Genomic DNA, 19,322 nt, shown 5'->3' with positions numbered 1-19,322 from the left:
CCTGTCGCGCGTATTTAGTCTTGAAGAATGATCTGGCAATCCTCCGGCGCCCAGTCGACGAGCACCGGCGCGCCGCGCTCATGTTCGGCGCGCCGCCGTGTGCCCTGTTGCTGGACGACGATCTGCGTATCGTCGGCAAGACGCACGTGATGACGCACGACGCTGCCGAGCGTGATCGAGTCTTCGAGGGTGCCGGAATGACAGATGCCATCGACAGCATGATCGTCAGGCGGCCGATGCGCGGACGTCATTCGCACGCTTTCCGGTCGCACCAGTAGCTTCACGGCCGCACCGCGCGACATCGTCTGCGATGCCGTCGCGGCGCGCAGCATGCCAAGCGGAGTCGACACGACCACATGCGTCCCGATGTCGTCCTGCACTGTGCCCGAGATCAGATTGGCCGTGCCGATAAAGCTCGCCGCGAACGCAGTGCGCGGCGAACGATACAGTTCGTCGGGCGTCGCGATCTGTTCGACGCGCCCCTGATTCATGAGCACGATGCGGTCCGACATCGAAAGCGCCTCGTCCTGATCGTGCGTGACGTTGAGCATCGTGATGCCGAGTTCCGCATGCAGCCGGCGAATCTCGAGTTGCATCTGTTCGCGCAGCTTCTTGTCGAGTGCGCCGAGCGGTTCATCGAGCAAGATCAACGCCGGGTTATAGACGATGCAACGCGCAAGCGACACACGTTGCTGCTGGCCACCCGACAGTTCCTTCGGCTTGCGCATCGCGATGTCGGGCAAGCGCACCATGTCGAGCACGTCCCTTACCTTGCGGCGAATTTCGTCCTTCGGCATCTTGCGCACGCGCAGCGGGAACGCAATGTTGTCGAACACGGTCATGTGCGGCATCAGCGCATAGTTCTGGAACACCATGCCGAGTCCGCGGGCACTCGGCGGCGCATTCGTGATGTCGACGCCGCGCACGAAAATCTGCCCGGACGATGGCGTGACCATGCCCGCTATCACGTTGAGCAGCGTAGTCTTGCCCGAGCCGCTAGGGCCGAGCAGCGTGACGAACTCGCCTTGCTTCACGCTGAAGTCGAGCGGCGCGAGCGCCTGCACTTCGCCGTAGCGCCGCGAGACCTGCTTCAGTTCGATCATGTTCATCGTCGGATTCCGTGGATGATGCCGCTCAGTGACGCTCGCTGCGCATCACGACTTGCGCCGCGTTGTGGCCAGGCACGCCCGTCACGCCGCCGCCCGGATGCACGGATGCCCCGCATTGATAGAGTCCCTTCACCGGTGTGCGATAGTCCGCGGCCCCCTGCACCGGCCGCCTGAAGAAGATCTGATCCGCGCTCAGTTCACCGTGATGCACATGACCGCCCGGCAGCGCGAAGATGCGCTCCAGATCGGCGGGCGAAAGCACTTGCGCATCGTCGATGCAGTCGCGAATATCGGGCGCATGCAACGCAAGCGTATCGAGCACGATATGAAAGAGACGTTCGCGCTGCGTGTCCCATGTTCCTTCGCGTAACGTATAAGGCGCATGCTGGCCGAAGATGCTCATCAGATGCTTGCCCGCAGGCGCGACGCTTGGGTCCATCACGCTTGGCGTCAGCACGACGAGCGGCGGTCGCGGCGATATCTTGCCGTACTTGGATGCATCCCACGCGCGTTCGAGATACTCCACCGAAGGTCCGATACGAACTTGCGCCGGATAAGCAAAACCTGCTGCATTGGAATCGAAATCCGTGAAAGTGGGCAGGCGTCGCAACGCGAGATTCACTTTGAACGCGGTGGAACGGTCGCGTATCTGCGCGACACGCGCGAGAAATTCGGGCGGCACGTAATCCGCATCGACGAGTTGCTGAAACAGGATCTTGGTCGCCACGTTCGATATGACGCAACCCGCTTCGATCGATTCGCCCGATGCGAGCCGCACGCCCGTCGCTCGTCCGCCGCTTATCTCCACCGACGCCACCGGCGCATTGCAACGCACCTCCATGCCATGCGCCCGCCCCGATGCCGCGATGGCTTCGGAGATGGAACCCATGCCGCCACGCACGAAGCCCGCCGGCCCCTCGCTCGTGGTGTGATCGCGAATGAAGCCGCGCAGCAACACATACGCCGAGCCGGGCGAGCAGATGCTCGTGGCCGCTCCGCCGCACGACGCGTAGAAGCCCAGCGCCGCGATCATCTGATCGGACTCGAACCAGCGCGACAGGTAATCGCGCGCGCTCAACGTGAGTACGTCGTACAAGTCGTAGAACTGCTCGCCCATATCGCGGAAACGCCAGGCGAATCCAAGCAAACGCCCGCGCGCGCCGAGCGCGGCATCGGCGGGATTGGGCGGAATCTCCCAGAGCATCTCGGCGACGACCTTGCCGAGCCGAGCCATATGCGCGCGATACTTACCGTATGCATCGGCATCGGCGCGGCTAAAGCGCGCGATATCCGCATGAAGCCGTTCGCCTTCCCCGCGAAACACAAGGCTCTTGCCATCGCCATAGAGATGCAGCATGGGCGGCGGCACGACGATCTCGTAACTGTACTTTGCAAGCTCGAGTTCGCGGATGATACGCGGCTGCAACAACGCCATCGTGTAGGACGCGGTCGATACGCGATACCCCGGCCACACCGCTTCGCTGACGGCCGCGCCGCCTGCGAGTTCGCGCCGTTCAAGCAGACATACCTTGAAGCCTTTGCGCGCGAGATAAGCACCGCACACGAGGCCGTTGTGTCCCGCGCCGATGATCACCGCGTCGTACCTGTTCGCCATGTTGGTCTCTAGTTCAAGATTAGTCGGCGAACGCGTCGCGCCGTTGCAAAGCCATGATGCCGATGCACACCAGAAGCGATATCAGCGTGAGCAGCGTCGAGACGGCGGCGAGCACCGGCGATACTTCCCAGCGGATCGCGCTGTACATCTTGACCGGCAATGTCGTGGTCTGCGGTCCCGAGATGAAGTACGCGACCACCACTTCGTCGAATGACAGAAGGAACGCGAACAGCACGCTCACGGCCACCGACGCGCGTATCTGCGGCAACACCACTTGAAAGAAGATGCGCACGCGGCTTGCGCCCATCAGAAGCGCGACGGCTTCGAGCGATGCATCCGCGTGACGCAAGCCCGAGCCCACCGCAATGATCACGAACGGAACGACGAGCACGGCATGAGCGAGCGCAAGTCCCCATACCGTGTTGACGAGCGAGAGCATCGAGAACTGCTTATACACGCCAAGACCGAGCACGACGACGGGCACGAGCATGGGCGTGATGGCGAAGGTTTCGAGTACGCGCTTGCCCGGAAACCGGCCGCGTGCAAGCGCATAAGCGCCTGGCACACCGGCCGCTATCGAGATTACCGATGCCAGCAGCGCGACCATCACGCTCGTCACACACGCGCCCCACCATGCCGGATCGGCGAAGAACTGCCGGAATAGCACAAGCGAGAGGGTCTTCGGCGGAAACGTCAGTTCGCTGCCGCCGCCGAACGAAATCGGCACGATCACGAGGCTTGGCAGCAGCAGGAACAAATAGCCGCACCATCCGCCGATGGAACCGAGCACGCGCATGAATACACGCGAGTCGCGGCGCTTCGGTTCGGGCTTGACGAATTCGTTGCTGACACGCGTTGCGGTATCCATCATGCGAGCGCCTCCGTGCCGCGCTGAACGCGTCCGAGCACCGCGATCAGCGCCCCGGACAGCACGAGCAACATCATCGCGATGGAAGCGGCCAGCGTCCAGTCGAGCGTCTGCCGCGTGTAGAAGTCGATGAGGTTGGCGAGCATCATGTCGCGCGGTCCGCCGAGCAACGCGGGCGTGATGTACATGCCCATGGAGAGCGTGAGGCACATGAGAACGCCTGCGAACACGCCGGGCATCGACAAAGGCAACGTGATGCGCGCGAAGATCATCGCGGGACCTGCGCCCATGAGTTCGGCGGCGAACTTGAGGTTGCGGTTCTGCGTGGTGAGGCTCGTGAGAATGGGCAGCACCATGAACGGCAGAAGATAGTTGGTCATTCCTATCACGACGCCAGTGCGGTTGAACATGAGGTCGGGATGCCATGTATCGCCACTCAGCCATCCCGCGAGTTTCGCGACGATCCCCGCGCTGCCCAGCACGACGGTGAAGGCATAACTCTTCACGAGCACGCTGGTCCAGAACGGCAACATTACCATTACGAGATACGGCGCGCGCTTCGACATGGGCATGCGGGCGAGATGCAGCGCGACGATATACCCAAGCACGAGACTCGTCGCCGTGGCGAGCGCGCTGATGATCATCGTGTTGCCGAGCACGCGATGAATGAGCGCGCTCGTCAGCACCTGTTCGTAGCCGCGCAGCGTGAACGCGTGTTCGTAGATGCTCGACCAGCCGACTATGCCGAGCGGCCACAAGAAGAACACCGCGAGCAGGCCGTAGAGCGGCAGCAGCATCACGACGACGGCCTTCAGGTTCAGCGTGTAACTCATCGCGCGCCCCTTGTTTTACGCTACTTTATGTCAGCATCCAGGTCGTGAAGCGGTTTTGCAACGCGTCGTAGTGATCGCCCCACCACGTGTCGTTGATGATCACGCTGTTCGGATCGTGCATGTCCGGCATGCGCGCCTTGGCGGCGGCGGATACGAGCGGCATGGCCTGCACCGCGTTCGGCGCGAACTCGACCATCTCGCAGAATGCGGCCTGGCGGTCGGGGCGCAGACAGAACGCCACGTATTGCATGGCAGCCTGCGTGTTCTTGCCGTACTTCGGCACCGCGAGATATTCGAGGCTGTTGAGCGTCTGCTTCATCGACATCTGCACCGACGTACCCGCTCTTTGCGCGGGCAAAACGCGACTCAGATACGTGTACGTGAAATCGAGTTCGTTACTCGCGATAAGCGTCACCGTCTCCGGCGTCGTCTCGATCCACTTGCGCACACCCGGCTTGATGCGGTCCATCGCCGCAAAGGCGCGTTCGACATCGAGCGGGTAGAGCTTGTCGGGCGCGACGCCATCCGCGAGCAACGCCATCTCCAGGTTCTCGCTCACCCGTGGGCGCAAACCCCGACGACCCGGAAACGCTTTTACATCCCAGAACTCCGCGTAGGTCGTCGGATGCTTGCTGCCGCGCTTCGGGTCGAAGCCGATCCCGCCCGCATACGAATACGTGCCGACGAAGTCCGCGCCCGTCTTCGTGATGAGGCCATCGGTCTTGACGATAGCCGGGTCCAGTTTCTCCCACATGCCCTGACGCGAACCCGCGACGATCTGCGGTCCAATGCTGTCGAACACATCCCACGACACATTCTTCGATTCGATCTGCACCTTCATGCGCGCGAGATCCGCGCTGTTGACGAGATTCACCGCGATGCCCGTCTCTTTCGCAAAGGGTTCGGCGAACGAGGCACGCACCGCCGCTTCATAGGCGCCGCCCCAGCATGTCACGCTGATGCTCTTTGCCTGCGCACGCACAATGGCCGGTGCGCCGAGCAGCGCGGTGCCGGCGAGCGCGCCGGCTTGCAGCAGGAAGGTGCGTCGTGAAGGCGACGGACTGGTCGATACGGTATCGGCTTGAGATAGTGGCGCGTTCATGTCGGTCTCCATGCGAGGTCGGGGCACTGCTTCATCCGGCGATCCAGATCGCCTTCCAGTCCATGTATTTGTCGAAGGCGTGCATCGACTTGTCGCGGCCGAATCCCGATTGCTTGAAGCCGCCGAAGGGCGAGGACATGGTGCCGCGATCGAAGCAATTGACCCACACCACGCCCGCCTTCAATTGACGCGAGACCTGCTGCGCCCGTGCGATGTTCGAAGTCCACACCGCGGCGGCGAGGCCGTAGATCGTGTCGTTGGCGACGCGCACCGCTTCCTCCGGCGACTCGACCGTGATCGCCGACAGCACCGGCCCGAAAATCTCCTCACGCGCGATACGCATGTCGTTGCTCACGCGATCGAATACGGTCGGCTCGATGAAGTAGCCGCCCGATTCCGGCCGCGCGGTACGTCCGCCAGCGATGACGCGCGCGCCATCGGCACGACCCGCATCGATATACGACATGACCGACTCGTGCTGTGCCTGGCTCACGATCGCACCCATCTTCGTGGCGGGATCGAGCGGGTCGCCGGGCACGAGATCCCGCGCGATGGTCGCGACTTTCTCCAGCAGTTCGTCGCGTACCGCCGCGTGTACGATCAGCCGCGAACCCGCGTTGCACACCTGTCCGCTATTGGCGAAGATACCGGCCGCCACGGCGCGCGCGGCGGCGTCGAGATCGGGGCAATCGTCGAGCACGATATGCGGGCTCTTGCCGCCGCATTCGAGCCCGATGCGCTTGATATTCGACTGACCCGAGTACTGCATGAACAACTTGCCGACAGCGGTCGACCCGGTGAAGCCGACGGCATCGACATCCATGTGCAGACCGAGCGCGCGCCCCGCCGTTTCACCGTAGCCCGGCACGACGTTGAGCACGCCTGGCGGCAAACCCGCTTCGGCCGCGAGCGCGGCGATGCGAATCGCGCTCAACGGCGATTGCTCCGCGGGCTTGAGGATCACCGAGTTGCCTGCGGCGAGTGCGGGGCCGAGCTTCCAGCTTGCCATAGAGAGCGGATAGTTCCACGGCACCACGGCCGCGACCACGCCGAGCGGCTCGCGCACGATCATGGTAGTCACGTCGGGTGCAGCGGGCGCGGTTTCGCCATAGAGCTTGTCGATGGCCTCGCCATACCACTGGATGCAGGTGGCCGAACTCACGATGTCGCCGTTGTAGGCATTGGTGATCGGCTTGCCGACATCGAGCGATTCGAGCAGCGCCAGCTCTTCGCGATGCGCCATGATCAAGCCCGCGAATTTGAGCATGACGGCTTTGCGTTCGGCAGGTGCGGCGCGCGACCAGACGCCGGATTCGAAGGCGCGTCGCGCGCTTCTGACCGCGACGTCCACGTCTTCCGTTCCGCATTCGGCGACTGCGGCGATGGTGCGGCCCGTGGCCGGGTCGATGGTCGCAAAGAGCTTGCCGGAGAGCGCGTTCACATAGCGCCCGTCGATGAACGCGCGGCCCTCGGGCCGGATTTCTTGCGCGCGGGCGCGCCACACCGATGCGTCGGGAATGCTCACTGCAAAGCTCCTTGAGTTGGGTCGATTGCCTGCGTGCCTTTCAACATCCAGCGTTGAAATCAAGTGTAGGGTTTCAAAAGTATGAAAACCAATACATTCTGATAACCTTGTTCCTGCCAGAAAGTTATACCTTCGACGAGTCCGCCATGCTCAAAGTGCGTCATCTGGAAATCTTCCGCGCGGTGGTCAAGGCGGGCAGCGTGTCCGCTGCGGCACGTCTGCTCTACGTGTCCCAGCCTGCCGTGACCAAGACTCTGCGCATGCTGGAAGAAGACATCGGGCTTACGCTTTTTCTGCGTGTGAAGGGGCGGCTCGTATGCACGCCCGAGGCGGAGGCAATCCTGCCGGAGATAGAGCGGTTGTTTGGCAGCGTGCAATCGATTGCGCAGACCGCACGCGAGATTCAGGAGGGCCAGCGCGGGTCGATTCGCGTATCGACAGTCTCCATGCTCGCAACCACTATCGTCGCGCGCGCGGTCGGCAAGTTCCGCGAGACGCATCCGCAAGTCGAGTTCGATATCAGGGCGTTGCCTACGCGTCACGTCGTCGAATACGTGAACAACAATCAGGCGGATTTCGGCATTCTGGATGTAGCCGCGCCTTCAGGCACGCTCGAGGTGGAGGAGTTCTGTCGCGCCGAACTATGCTGCGTGATGCGTGCGGAGCATCCGCTTGCTGCGCGCAAGACGGTCACGCCTCGCCTTCTGGATCACGAGACGCTCGCGACCTTCGGGGAAGATACGTTGACGGGATGGCGCCTGCGCGAAGCCTTCCGCGCGCAGGGACGGGTCTTTACGAGCGCGTTCGTGTCCAACAGCACGCCGGTGCTGTGCGCGCTCGTGCGGGAAGCCAATGCGGTGGCGCTGGTGGACCCTTTCTCGCTGATGAGCCGTTCGTTTCCGGACTTGATTGCACGACGATTCTCGCCGGCCGTACCGGTCGAACCGCGCTTTCTCTTTGCGCCTGGCAGACCGCGGTCGGTCATCGTCAATCAATTCGTCCTTCAATTGAAGGAGACTGCGGCGGAGTTCGTGATGGGGTGAGTCTTTAGGTGCATGCGTTACGGACTAAGGCCGACTCGTGCTTGCAGCGACCGCCGCAGTATCGGCTGTCATGCGATTCTCGTCCGTTTCGATCTTGCCGACGGCGACAGCGCCACTCTCCGAATCACCCGACGTGCGAGTGGACCAGAGCGTAATGCCTGCCAGTGCAACGAGGCAGACCGTCGTCCATGCGGCTACGGTGCTCAAGTGATCGCGCAGACGCCTTGGCATCCGCAAAGCAGGCTTGCTGGCCTCGACGATCTCGGGTGCCGGTTTCTCCATCACGAACCCGCATCTCGGGCAGTTCGCTACTTCCGTGCGTGCTTCCGCGCCGCATTCCTTGCATATGATGGAAAACATCCGTACCTCTGTCCGCCTCGTGTGATCGCTTCTGAGGTAACGACACGGCGCGCGCGATCTTTAGCTTTCTCCCTTAAAACGTGAGGTTTTATGCGTTTTCGGTTGATCCGGTGCGGCGCCTTTCGACGGGGCAAGCCTGTGCGCAGCGCCGACGGCATCGCCCGAACGCGATGCCTTCGTCACGCGTATGACGGCGGGAATCGCATGCTGTAACGCACGGCCCGCGCGTCTCGTCAAAATTGCCATGCTGCTCGACGGATTTCGGCCCGGCATTCCTGCCGGACTTTTTGCGCTATGACTTAAACACTTTCGAGCGCGAGCGCGATGCCCTGCCCTCCGCCGATGCAAAGCGTCACGATGCCTCGCCGCACGCCATCGCGACGCATCGAGTGGATTAGACGCGTGGTGAGCACCGCGCCCGTGGCGCCGATGGCATGACCATGCGCGATAGCGCCGCCATCCACGTTCACGATGTCCTCGGGAATCCCGAGTTCAGCTATGACGGCGAGCGGCACTGCAGCGAAGGCCTCGTTGATCTCGAAGCGCTCCACGTCGCCCAGCTTCCAGCCCGCGCGCTCCAATACCTTTGTCACGGCCGGGGCCGGTGCGATGCCAAACAGCCCCGGCTCGACCGCCGATACCGCGAAAGCAACGAGCCGCGCCGAAGCGACTACATCTAACGATTCAGCCGTGGCACGACGCGTGACGATCATCGCCGATGCGCCGCTATTCAGGCCCGGCGCATTGCCTGCGGTGATGGTGCCGTCCTTGCGAAATGCGGGCTTGAGCCGAGCAAGCGTTTCGAGGTTGGTATCGGGACGCGGTTGCTCGTCTGTATCGAATGGGGACACGCCTTTTTTGCCAGGAACGTTGACGGTCACGAGCTCGTTCGCGAAGTGACCTGCATCTCGCGCATCGCTGAAGCGCCGTTGCGAACGTTCTGCCCAGCGGTCCTGCGCCTCGCGGCCGATGCCGTACTTGCTGACGAGGTCTTCCGTGTGCCAGCCGGAGTGCTGGCCCGAGAACGCGTCGTCGAGTCCATCGCGCAACATGCTGTCGATGACCTGTGCCGCGCCCATGCGTTGACCCCATCGCGCCGCAGGCAGCAGATACGGCGCGCGATCCATGTTCTCCATGCCACCGGCGATAACCACGTTCGAGATATCGAGTGCTATTTCCTGAGCCGCCGATGCAATTGCCTGCGCGCCCGATCCGCATACGCGATTCACCGTGACAGCAGGCGATGCCACCGGAATGCCGCCGTTGATCGACGCCTGGCGCGCGGGATTCATGCCGCTGCCTGCCTGGATGACGTTGCCCATGATGACTGCATCGACCTTTCGCGGCGCCAGACCCGCGCGGCGCACGCTCTCGCGGATAGCGGTGGCGCCCAGCTCCGTTGCCGCTACTTCTTTCAAGCTGCCGCCAAAGGCTCCGATTGGCGTGCGCACCGGCGCGCATAGAACGATTTCGTCTTTGAACATGACATTCTCTCCATGGTTAGTGCATATGCACATTTTTCCATGGATTTGAGAAGCTTGCAGAGACGATGGGTGGTTGAGCGTTCGACGTCGGGACGACTCGATCAGGGCCGGGATGACTCCAAATAGCACTCTGCGCGTTAGCAAAGTTGAGTTGCTTCAATCGGAAGTGTGGACGGCGGCTTGCCAAGGACTCGTGAGACTTGGCTGAGACTAGATTTAATTCACGTCTCTGTCTTGCGGACCAAGAGGACCTTCCACTGTGTCTGTTCAGGACAGTCATCTTCGAAATTTATGTCGGCTCCATCAAAACACAAATGTTTCTACTGATCTTTATCAACCTGATCGAAGCGTGCGGTCAATTCAATTTTTATTCTTTTAAATCAAGCATTTAGACAGCAAAACCAAATTTATTTGCGTCGTTGGCATGCCTCTCGCATATGTAGCTGCGAGCGCAACAAATCAACGCTCGACCAACCAACCACTTAGGAGATTCACCATGCTGACGATCAAAGACCTCGCCGCTTCCAAAGAACTCGGCCGTGCTGAAATGGGCGCCATCACGGGCGGTAGCTCGTTCTTCTCGAACGCCGGTTTCAACAGCAACGTTCAAGCAGGCGGCGTGTCCTTCGCTTCGCCGCAAGCGAACATCGCGCCTGTCACGCAAGTCGATGCATCGACCACCACCAACGTCGATCTCAAGACCGTCAACAAGTCGATTACCGCCGTGGGCAGCCTGCTCGGCGGCATGGCGCTTTAATTCACACCATCCAATCACATTGTTTAGGAGATTCATCATGCTGACCATCAAGAACCTCGTTGCTTCCAAGGAACTCGACCGCGCTGAAATGAGCGCCATCACGGGCGGTAATTCGCTCTTCTCGAACGCCGGTATCAACAGCAACGTGCAAGCTGGCGGCGTGTCGTTCGCTTCGCCGCAAGCGAACATTGCACCTGTTTCGCAAGTCGATGCGTCGACCACCACCACCGTCGATCTCAAGACCGTCAACAAGTCGATTACCGCTGTGGGCAGCCTGCTCGGCGGCTTGGCACTTTAATTCTCACCATCCAAACACATTTCTTAGGAGATTTATCATGTTGACCATCAAGAACCTTGCTGCTGAGAAAGAACTCGATCGCGCTGCAATGGGCTCCATCGCGGGCGGCTTCTCGATCTTCTCGAACACCGGCGTCAACTCGAACTATCAGGCAGGCGGCGTGTCTTTCGCGAGCCCGCAAATCAACGTCGCACCGGTCACGCAAGTCGATGCCTCGCAACACACGAACGTGGACGTCAAGAGCATCACCAAGTCGGTCGATGCGCTCGGCAGCATGTTCGTCGGTATGAAGGCCTAGGGGCTCGCAGGCTCAGAGAGGGAAGGACCACGTGCCTTCTTCTCTCGTTGATTCTTGCCGATAACGTCCGAGCCTCAACGAGAGGACCGTATCTCCTTGCGGCTTTCTGGGTGAAGAGTTCTAGCCCGCTTGTTAGCGGGCTTTTTTTGCGTCCGATCAAAGCGACGGTACAACATGCTCCCTCGAAAACCACGAGCGATGAATCGTCTACCGCGTCGAAGATAATCCGCCAGCAAATTTATCCCGTTGACAACGCTTTTTGGCCAGAGAAACCTGACGTTGTGCAATGCACCAATCTGGCTGAATCCTAGCAGAAGCCAGGAATACACGTCACGCCGCTCAACGTTCATCTTCGAGGTCCGTCATGCGACTTTCCATCCTGCTGGCTGCACTCACGACCTGTCTGACCTGTACGGCACGCGCAGAAAATCCGGCTTCGCCACAAGACTCGGCCATGTACCTTTCGAGTGTCGTCGGCAATTCGCAGATGAACGCAAATCCGCAACTGGCGCAGCCAGTCAGCGCGTCGTCGGACAAACCATGCACGTCGCCCGGAAGACGGGTTCAGCGGGACATCCGGGGGTCGATCGACGGTGGCTCGCGCTGCGACAATGCAACGGCCACCGCGTTCTAACGACACGCGCGAAGCAGCGTGTTCGACGATTGCGACGCGTGCATCACTTTAGGTGTAACTGCTCGACGACAAGCGCAGGACAACGATTTCGCTCGGAGGCCGCTCAAGTGCGAGCGCGAAAACGGCCCTCGCATTGCTCGATGCATCGCGCACCTTCGCGCCGCCAAAAACTAGCACGCGCAATGCCGCGCTGAAGAGGAAGAGGGACGCGCCTTAAAAGTCCTCGGAGAAACTCAGTTCATAGTCGACGCTCGCGCCAACGCGCAACTCACGGCCCGCGCCGTCAAGAGCAATCGCGTTCTGCCCGAACGTGAGGCCGCCATCTACACGAGCATTAGCGCGCCAGCCCATCATCACGTCGAGCGGTTCGTTGGGCCATTGCGCGTCGCGCACGCCGTGCGTCTGATCGACCGTCGTGATCGGACAGCGCGCGCACGGCTTCACCATGCGCAACACGATGCCATCGACCGAGATCGTATCGATGAAGTCTTCCTCGAAGGCGTCGAGACCGCTCAAGACGACATTGGGCCTGAAGCGATTCATCGGCACGCGCGGCGCGCCCTTCGCTTCGAGACGCGCGTTGAGATCGTCGAGCGAGGCGTGGTTGGTGACGAGCAGCGGAAAGCCATCGGCGAATTGCGTGGGTGCGTCGGCATCGCGCGTCCACGTCTTGCTCGCGAGGCGCGTGACGTCGTCGGCAAAGCGCACGAGCCGCACGGGAACGCCGAGGCGTGCGGAGAACCAGCGCGCGGCGCTCACGCCTTCGTCTAACGCCTCGAAGTGATCGCGCCAGACATTCACGGCGACGCGCGCCGGGTCTTTCTCGTGCGCAAGCGGCACTTCGAGCGGTTCGGCAGCATCGGGGGAATTCAGCACGAGCGCATCTGCCGTGAGCGTTGGAACGATGCGCGCCATCGCCGGGAATTCGCGTTGCGAGACGAAGCGCCCGTTTTCGTCGATGACCATCCAGTGGCGATCCCACGGAAACCCGTGAACGGCGAGCTGCACGCAATCGAGTGCGATTGCGCCGCATGACTTGACTGGATAGACGAATAGCGCGCTGATGGTAGGCATGATCGGGGTGTTCGATGGCGCGAACCGCTCATCTGGAAAAGCGCCATTGTCCCGTGCTCATATTGTTCCGGCAAGCGGTGCGTTCATACGCTTTATAACCGTTTCCCCGCATCCGCCGTGACGCGCTCGATCAACCGCTGCACACGAAGCGCATCATCGCCGCTGACGCTCGGCGCGCGATCATCCCGCACGGCATCGAAAAAGTCCTTCAACAATGCACGATGCGCGGCGTGCGAGAAGTCCATCGGCTTCGCACCGAAGCCCGACGACGAAGGATCGCGAAACTCGTCGATGCTTCCGTCACGGAAAAACACGCGCAAGTGCCCGCCTTCGAGCGTTGCCGTGCCTTTATCGCCGATTAACTCGATGCGCTCCGGAAAGCCCGGAAACGCCGCCGTGGTTGCAAGAAGATGACCCACGGCGCCGCTCGCGAACGTAAGCGAAGCGCTTGCAAAGTCCTCGGACTCCATCGTGTGCAACGCGGTGGTCGCGGTAGCCGCCGCGACCGAGGACACATCGCCCGCCAGCCACAGAAGAATGTCGAGCGAATGAATTGCCTGCGTCAACAACACGCCACCGCCATCGCGCGCATAAGTGCCACGGCCCGGTTCGTCGTAATAGGATTGCGGCCGCCACCAGCGCAGATCGAGTCCCGCGCATGCAATCGAACCAAGCGCGCCACTCGCCTTCACTTCCGCCAGCCGCTGCACGGCGGGACGAAAGCGATTTTGAAACACCACGCCGAGTTTGCATCCCGCAGTACGGCAGATATCGACGATGCGCGTGGCGCGCGACATCGACACATCGAGCGGTTTCTCCAGCATCACGTGCTTGCGCATTGCGGCGGCCTGTTCGACCAGTTCGAGATGCGTATTCGGCGGCGTGAGGACGAGCATGGCGTCGATGGTCGCGTCGTTCAATATCGCATCGACAGACGCGCCGACAGGAAACCCATGCGCGCTGGCGAACCGTTCTACTCGTTCAGGCGAACGGCCGACGACCGCCACGACCTCCACTTCCTCACGCAATTCATTCAATGCGAGCGCGTGAGGCGTTGCAGCCAATCCAGCGCCGACCATCGCGATTCGAATTTTGCGCATCGAGCCTTCCTTGGGCGTTGATGTGTCACACGATTGTCGTCAGCTCCGGAACGGCTTCGAAAAGATCCTGAGCCAGACCATAATCCGCGACGCTGAAAATAGGCGCTTCCGGGTCCTTGTTGATGGCGACAATGACCTTGCTGTCCTTCATGCCCGCCAGATGCTGAATCGCGCCCGAAATACCAACGGCCACGTACAACTGCGGCGCGACGATCTTGCCCGTCTGACCCACTTGATAGTCGTTCGGCACGTAACCCGCATCCACCGCCGCGCGCGATGCGCCCAGCGCAGCACCGAGTTTATCAGCGAGCGGTTCGAGCACCGTCGTGTAGTTCTCGCCATTGCCGAGGCCGCGTCCACCCGATACGATGATCGAAGCCGAAGTCAGTTCCGGCCGATCCAGCTTCGTGACTTCACGGCTGACGAATGACGAGATGCCAGCGTCGGCTGCCGCTTCGATATTCTCGACCGATGCACTGCCGCCTTCTGCCGCCACCGGATCGAAGCCCGTTGCACGCACCGTGATGACCTTGATCGGATCGCTCGATTGCACCGTCGCGATAGCGTTGCCCGCATAGATTGAACGCTCGAAGGTATCGGCACTGTCGACGGCGGTAATGTCGCTGATCTGCGCGACATCCAGATGCGCCGCGATACGCGGCGCGATGTTCTTGCCATAGGCCGTCGCGGGCGCGAGGATGTGCGAATAGTCCTTCGCGATATTCAGTACCGTGCCCTCGACATTCTCAGCCAGACCTTCGGCGAGTTGAGGCGCATCCGCAAGCAGCACTTTAGCTACGCCCGCGATCTTCGCTGCCGCATCGGCCGCGCCTTGCGCGTTCGCACCAGCAACCAGCACATGAATAGCGCCGCCGATTTTCGCCGCCGCCGCTACCGTGTTCAACGTCGCGGCCTTGATGGACGCGTTGTCGTGTTCCGCCATCACCAGAATCGTCATCAGATCACCTTCGCTTCGTTTTTCAACTTCTCGACCAGCGTCTTCACGTCCGGCACCACCACGCCCGCCGAACGCTTCGGCGGTTCCGCGACTTTCAGCGTCTTCAGTCGCGGCGTCACGTCAACGTCAAGATCAGCGGGCTTCAAAGTCTCCAAAGGCTTTTTCTTTGCCTTCATGATATTGGGCAGCGTGACATAGCGCGGCTCGTTCAGGCGCAAGTCGGCCGTCACCACCGCAGGCAGCTTCAACGACAACGTTTCGGCGCCGCCGTCGATCTCGCGCGATACCGTCGCCTTGCCGTCCGTCACCACCACCTTCGATGCAAACGTCGCTTGCGGCAACGCAGCCAGCGCGGCGAGCATCTGGCCGGTCTGATTGCAATCGTCGTCGATAGCCTGCTTGCCCAGAATCACGAGCTGCGGCTGTTCCCTGTCGATGAGCGCCTTCAGTATCTTCGCCACGGCGAGCGGTTGCAGTTCATCGCCGGATTCGACGAGAATGCCGCGATCCGCGCCAATCGCCAGCGCGGTACGCAAAGTCTCCTGGCACTGCGCGACGCCGCACGATACCGCGACGACTTCCGTCGCCACACCTGCTTCGCGCAGGCGCACGGCTTCTTCCATCGCGATCTCGTCGAAGGGATTCATCGACATCTTCACGTTGGCGAGTTCGACGCCGCTGCCGTCGGACTTGACGCGCACCTTCACGTTGTAATCCACCACTCTCTTCACTGCCACGAGGATTTTCATGAGCTAACCGTCCTTCAACGAATGCAAGTCTCACTTGATGATCAACACCTTCGACCGATCGAAAGCCACGGTGACGGCGACGATCAGGATCAGACCGAACACGATCTGCTGCGCGAATACGCTGATGCCGACGAAGGTCATGCCCACGCGCGCCACCGACACCAGCAGTGCACCGACGAGCGTCCGTCCAATGCCGCCCGCGCCGCCCGTCAGCGCCGTGCCGCCGACGATCACGGCCGCGATGGCCGGCAAAAGGAATTGATCGGCAAGCGTGGGCGAACCGCTTCCAAGACGCCCTGCCATCACGACGCCCGCCAGTCCCGCGAAGAACGACGAGGTGCCGAACACGAGGCACTTCGTGACCGACACGCGCACGCCCGAGGCAATGGCGGCGGGTTCGCCCGCGCCGATGGCATCGGTGCGACGGCCGAACACCGTCGAGCGATGCAGGAACAGGCAGAACAAAAACACGGCCACGCCAAGCAGGATTTCATGCGGCACGCCGAACGACGTACCCGTGGTCCATCCAAGCGATGCATTGCGCATCTCGTCGCTGATGCCGATGGAACGCGTACCCGACAACGTCAACGCCGCCGCCGATGCAATGCCGCCGACCGCGAGCGTCGCGATGAACGAGGGAATGCGCAGCACGGTCTGAATGACGCCGCTCAAAAGCCCGATGCCGAACGAAGCCGCAAGCGCGATCACCGCCGCCATCGCGCCGTGACGCGGCAGCAGCATCGCGACGATCACGCTCGACAACGACGCCACCGCCTGCAACGAAAGGTCGATGCTGCCGAGCAAAACCACGAATGTCGTGCCGGCCGCCATGATGAAAAGCGTCGAGCTATCGGCAAGCAAACCGAGTTGTGTCGATGGCGCGAGAAAGCTCGGCTGTGCAATCTCGATCAACACGTAGAGCACGACGAGTGCGAGAAACGGCGCATTGTCGCGCAGCTTCGCCGCGAGGGAAGCGTTTAGTTGTGGCATATCGACCTCAGACCATGTGTTCGACGATTTCGACCTGCGAAGGCTTGCGCCCGACTTCGCACGGCATGATTTTTTCGGCGCGGCCGTCGCGCATCACCATCACGCGGTGACTGAGGCCGAGGATCTCTTCGAGCGTGTCGCCGGTCAGCACCACCGCCACGCCGTCCGCCGTCAGTTCGCGGATCAGCTGATAAACCTCTTCCTTCGCGCCGACATCGAGACCGCGTGTCGGATGATCGAGCACGAGGATTCGGCTGCCCGCGAAGCGCCATTTCGCGAGCACCACTTTCTGCTGATTGCCGCCAGAGAGATTGCGGCACGACGCATCGGCGCCGGGCGTCTTGATGTGCAGACGTTCGATCCATTCGTTGGCAAACGCACGCTCGCGCGCCTTCTTCACGATGCCGCCACGGCTCACCGCATTGAGACGCGGCAAGGTCAGGTTTTGCGCGACGCTCATTTGCGTGACGAGACCTTCGACCTTGCGCTCGCGCGGCACGTAGCCAATGCCCAATGCAACGGCATGATTCGCATGCGGCTTCAGATGCGTGCTGCCCACCAGCACTTCGCCGCGATCGAGCTTTTCGAGTCCCGCGATGACGCGGCACAGTTCCTCGCGCCCCGAGCCGACCACGCCTGCGACTCCGAAGACTTCGCCGCAGCGGACATCGAAGGACACGTCATCGAGCACATGTCCGAGCGACGCGTGACGCACCGAAAGCGCTACATCGTCGCGGCAAGGCTTCTGCAGATTCTCGCGGTAATACTCGCCATGCAGCGTACGGCCCACCATCAGTTCATGCAGCTTCGTCACCGACGCCGTTCCCGACGCCATCTCGGACACGACCTTGCCGTCTTTCATGACATACACGCGATCGGAAAGTGACAACAGCTCGTCGAGCCTATGCGAGACGAACACGAACGAGGCGCGCGACTTCAGTTCGCGCACGAGGCCGAAGAGAATCTCGATCTCGCCTGCTTCGAGCACGGAGGTCGGCTCATCGAGCAAGATGATCGGCGTGCCGCCCGTGCGACTCGCCAGCGACAAGGCGCGCGCGAGTTCCACCATCTGCCGCTGACCGAAGGACATGTCTTCGCAGAGCGTCAATGGATCGATATTCAGACGCACGGTCGCCAGTTCCTTCTGCGCCGCGCGCTTGAGCTTCGACCAGTTGATGCGGCCGAAGGTCACGAACTGTTCTTCGCGCCCGAGAAACAGGTTCTCCGCGACCGTCAGGTTCGGCAGGATCGACTGCTCCTGATACACCATGGCGATGCCCTTGGAGGTCGCATCGCGCGGATTACGAATCACGAGCGGCTTGCCGTTCAGCGTGATCTCGCCCGCATCCTGACGATATGCACCGGTCAGGAGCTTCATCAACGTGGACTTGCCCGCGCCGTTCTCGCCGATCAGACCGACGATCTCGTTGGGACGCACGTCGATGGACACATCGTCGAGCGCAAGTACGCCCGGAAAGCGCTTGGTGACATTCTTGAGTGACAGCATGTTCATCTCCTCACGCTCATTTGACGATGCGCCGGCGCGAACGATTCAGCGCGAGCGTTACCGCCGCGATGATCAGCACGCCTTGAATGCCCTGCTGCACGTAAGGCGGAACGCCGAGCAGCACCATGCCATTGCCGAGCACGATGACGATGAGCGTGCCGACGAGCGTGTTCATCGGGCTGCCGTTGCCGCCCGCGAGCGACGTGCCGCCGACCACGATTGCGGTGATCGCCACGAACAACTGACCATCGGCGATACGCGCGTGACCCTGACCGTATTGCGCGACGGCCAGAATGCCCGCGACGCCATAGAACGCACCGGCCAGCGCGAAGACCGCAATGCGCACGCGCGATACTCGCACGCCGCTCAGACGAGCGAGGTCCTCGCCTCCGCCGATGGCAAGCGTATGCCGGCCGAGCAGCGTGTGCTTGTAGACGAACCACGCGATTCCCAGCACCAGCACCGCGATCCACACCGACAAAGGCAAGCCGAAATAACGCGTGATGGAGATGGCGCGCAGCATCGGGTCGCTCACGCGGACGGTGTTTCCCGACAGCCACGCAGTGCCGATTCCCGTCGCCACGAAGCCGACGGCAAGCGTCGTGATGAACGAAGGGATGCGCAGGAACACGTGCAGCACGCCATTGGCGAGGCCGAGCAGCGCGCCCGCCGCGATCGCCACGGCGAGCACCCACAGCCCGTAGTGGTTATCGTTGTACGAGTTCTCGACCAGCATCGATACGGCAATCGCCGCGACCGCGACGATGCCTTCCGCCGACAGGTCGATGCTGCCGAGCTGAATCACGAACGCGGCGCCCAAGGCGATGGTCAACGGAATCGCCGCGCCCACCGCGATTCGCGACAGGTTCATCGGATCGAAGAAATCGTGGTTTAGCGCGCCGATGCAAAGACCGAGCGCCACCAGCACCAGAACGGGTGCGAATCGTCGCAGCAAAGCCTGCTTCGATACCAATGGAGTCCCGGTTGTTGTTATGCGGACGGCCTGCCGGGTGGGCGC

The 19,322-nt window shown here is 61.7% G+C and carries 19 protein-coding genes; 4 read left to right on the top strand and 15 right to left on the bottom strand.

Going from position 1 to position 19,322, the window contains the following annotated elements; genetic code table 11:
• Window positions 1-14: 14 nt before the first annotated feature.
• Genes NCR40_RS29845 through NCR40_RS29820 form a run of 6 tightly spaced genes read right to left on the bottom strand, consistent with a single transcriptional unit; the run spans window position 15 to window position 7,052 of the window.
• Window positions 15-1,109, bottom strand: a complete 1,095-nt coding sequence (locus tag NCR40_RS29845) for an ABC transporter ATP-binding protein (RefSeq protein ID WP_244832443.1) — start codon at window positions 1,107-1,109, stop codon at window positions 15-17.
• A 25-nt stretch (window positions 1,110-1,134) separates the two neighbouring features.
• Window positions 1,135-2,724, bottom strand: coding sequence for a phytoene desaturase family protein (locus tag NCR40_RS29840; RefSeq protein WP_250511646.1), 1,590 nt, complete (start codon window positions 2,722-2,724; stop codon window positions 1,135-1,137).
• A gap of 19 nt (window positions 2,725-2,743) precedes the next feature.
• On the bottom strand, window positions 2,744-3,595 hold the full coding sequence (locus tag NCR40_RS29835; protein ID WP_250511645.1) for an ABC transporter permease: 852 nt from the start codon (window positions 3,593-3,595) through the stop codon (window positions 2,744-2,746).
• Complete coding sequence (locus NCR40_RS29830) at window positions 3,592-4,425, bottom strand: ABC transporter permease (RefSeq protein WP_250511644.1); 834 nt, start codon at window positions 4,423-4,425, stop codon at window positions 3,592-3,594. The genes NCR40_RS29835 and NCR40_RS29830 overlap by 4 nt, the downstream gene beginning before the upstream one ends.
• Before the next feature lie 25 nt (window positions 4,426-4,450).
• The gene (locus NCR40_RS29825; protein ID WP_250511643.1) at window positions 4,451-5,527 is read right to left on the bottom strand and encodes an ABC transporter substrate-binding protein; all 1,077 of its coding nucleotides are present in this window, start codon (window positions 5,525-5,527) and stop codon (window positions 4,451-4,453) included.
• Window positions 5,528-5,558: 31 nt separating this feature from the next.
• On the bottom strand, window positions 5,559-7,052 hold the full coding sequence (locus NCR40_RS29820; RefSeq protein WP_250511642.1) for an aldehyde dehydrogenase: 1,494 nt from the start codon (window positions 7,050-7,052) through the stop codon (window positions 5,559-5,561).
• Between the two features lie 146 nt (window positions 7,053-7,198).
• Here NCR40_RS29820 and NCR40_RS29815 point away from each other — a divergent pair, with 146 nt between their 5' ends.
• Window positions 7,199-8,095, top strand: a complete 897-nt coding sequence (locus NCR40_RS29815; protein ID WP_244832438.1) for a LysR family transcriptional regulator — start codon at window positions 7,199-7,201, stop codon at window positions 8,093-8,095.
• 24 nt (window positions 8,096-8,119) lie between these two features.
• Here the strand turns inward: NCR40_RS29815 and NCR40_RS29810 are convergent, their stop codons facing one another.
• Window positions 8,120-8,455 carry a hypothetical protein gene (locus NCR40_RS29810; RefSeq protein ID WP_250511641.1) on the bottom strand — a complete coding sequence of 112 codons (336 nt, stop codon included), beginning with the start codon at window positions 8,453-8,455 and terminating at the stop codon, window positions 8,120-8,122.
• Window positions 8,456-8,754: 299 nt separating this feature from the next.
• Window positions 8,755-9,939, bottom strand: a complete 1,185-nt coding sequence (locus NCR40_RS29805; RefSeq protein ID WP_250495262.1) for a thiolase family protein — start codon at window positions 9,937-9,939, stop codon at window positions 8,755-8,757.
• 496 nt (window positions 9,940-10,435) lie between these two features.
• Between NCR40_RS29805 and NCR40_RS29800 the strand changes: the two genes are divergently transcribed.
• From NCR40_RS29800 to NCR40_RS29790, 3 genes are read left to right on the top strand one after another with little or no spacing between them, the layout of a single operon-like run.
• Entirely contained in the window at window positions 10,436-10,696 is a 261-nt protein-coding gene (locus tag NCR40_RS29800; protein ID WP_250468351.1) for a hypothetical protein, read from the top strand.
• A gap of 37 nt (window positions 10,697-10,733) precedes the next feature.
• Window positions 10,734-10,994 carry a hypothetical protein gene (locus tag NCR40_RS29795; protein WP_250511640.1) on the top strand — a complete coding sequence of 87 codons (261 nt, stop codon included), beginning with the start codon at window positions 10,734-10,736 and terminating at the stop codon, window positions 10,992-10,994.
• Between the two features lie 37 nt (window positions 10,995-11,031).
• Window positions 11,032-11,292 (top strand): hypothetical protein, encoded by a 261-nt coding sequence (locus NCR40_RS29790; RefSeq protein ID WP_244830528.1) that lies wholly within the window; start codon window positions 11,032-11,034, stop codon window positions 11,290-11,292.
• Between the two features lie 847 nt (window positions 11,293-12,139).
• On the opposite strand, the gene NCR40_RS29785 is transcribed toward NCR40_RS29790, so the two are convergent.
• The 7 genes from NCR40_RS29785 to NCR40_RS29755 form a co-directional block, all read right to left on the bottom strand.
• A complete protein-coding gene (locus tag NCR40_RS29785; RefSeq protein ID WP_250511639.1) occupies window positions 12,140-13,000 on the bottom strand; it encodes an MOSC domain-containing protein in 861 nt (286 codons plus the stop codon).
• Window positions 13,001-13,092: 92 nt separating this feature from the next.
• Window positions 13,093-14,100 (bottom strand): Gfo/Idh/MocA family protein, encoded by a 1,008-nt coding sequence (locus NCR40_RS29780; RefSeq protein WP_250511638.1) that lies wholly within the window; start codon window positions 14,098-14,100, stop codon window positions 13,093-13,095.
• Between the two features lie 25 nt (window positions 14,101-14,125).
• Window positions 14,126-15,058, bottom strand: a complete 933-nt coding sequence (locus NCR40_RS29775) for an electron transfer flavoprotein subunit alpha/FixB family protein (RefSeq protein ID WP_250511637.1) — start codon at window positions 15,056-15,058, stop codon at window positions 14,126-14,128.
• The gene (locus NCR40_RS29770) at window positions 15,058-15,807 is read right to left on the bottom strand and encodes an electron transfer flavoprotein subunit beta/FixA family protein (RefSeq protein ID WP_250511636.1); all 750 of its coding nucleotides are present in this window, start codon (window positions 15,805-15,807) and stop codon (window positions 15,058-15,060) included. Before NCR40_RS29770 ends, NCR40_RS29775 begins: the two co-directional genes overlap by 1 nt.
• Window positions 15,808-15,837: 30 nt before the next feature.
• Window positions 15,838-16,797 (bottom strand): ABC transporter permease, encoded by a 960-nt coding sequence (locus NCR40_RS29765; protein ID WP_250511635.1) that lies wholly within the window; start codon window positions 16,795-16,797, stop codon window positions 15,838-15,840.
• A gap of 7 nt (window positions 16,798-16,804) precedes the next feature.
• A complete protein-coding gene (locus tag NCR40_RS29760) occupies window positions 16,805-18,304 on the bottom strand; it encodes a sugar ABC transporter ATP-binding protein (protein ID WP_250469721.1) in 1,500 nt (499 codons plus the stop codon).
• Between the two features lie 16 nt (window positions 18,305-18,320).
• Complete coding sequence (locus NCR40_RS29755) at window positions 18,321-19,259, bottom strand: ABC transporter permease (RefSeq protein ID WP_250511634.1); 939 nt, start codon at window positions 19,257-19,259, stop codon at window positions 18,321-18,323.
• Window positions 19,260-19,322: the final 63 nt, after the last annotated feature.

Origin of the sequence: Caballeronia sp. GACF4 (genome assembly GCF_023631025.1) — a bacterium.
Taxonomy (GTDB): domain Bacteria; phylum Pseudomonadota; class Gammaproteobacteria; order Burkholderiales; family Burkholderiaceae; genus Caballeronia.
Note: the sequence above shows the minus strand (reverse complement) of the source record. Positions and strands in the feature narration are given on the sequence as shown.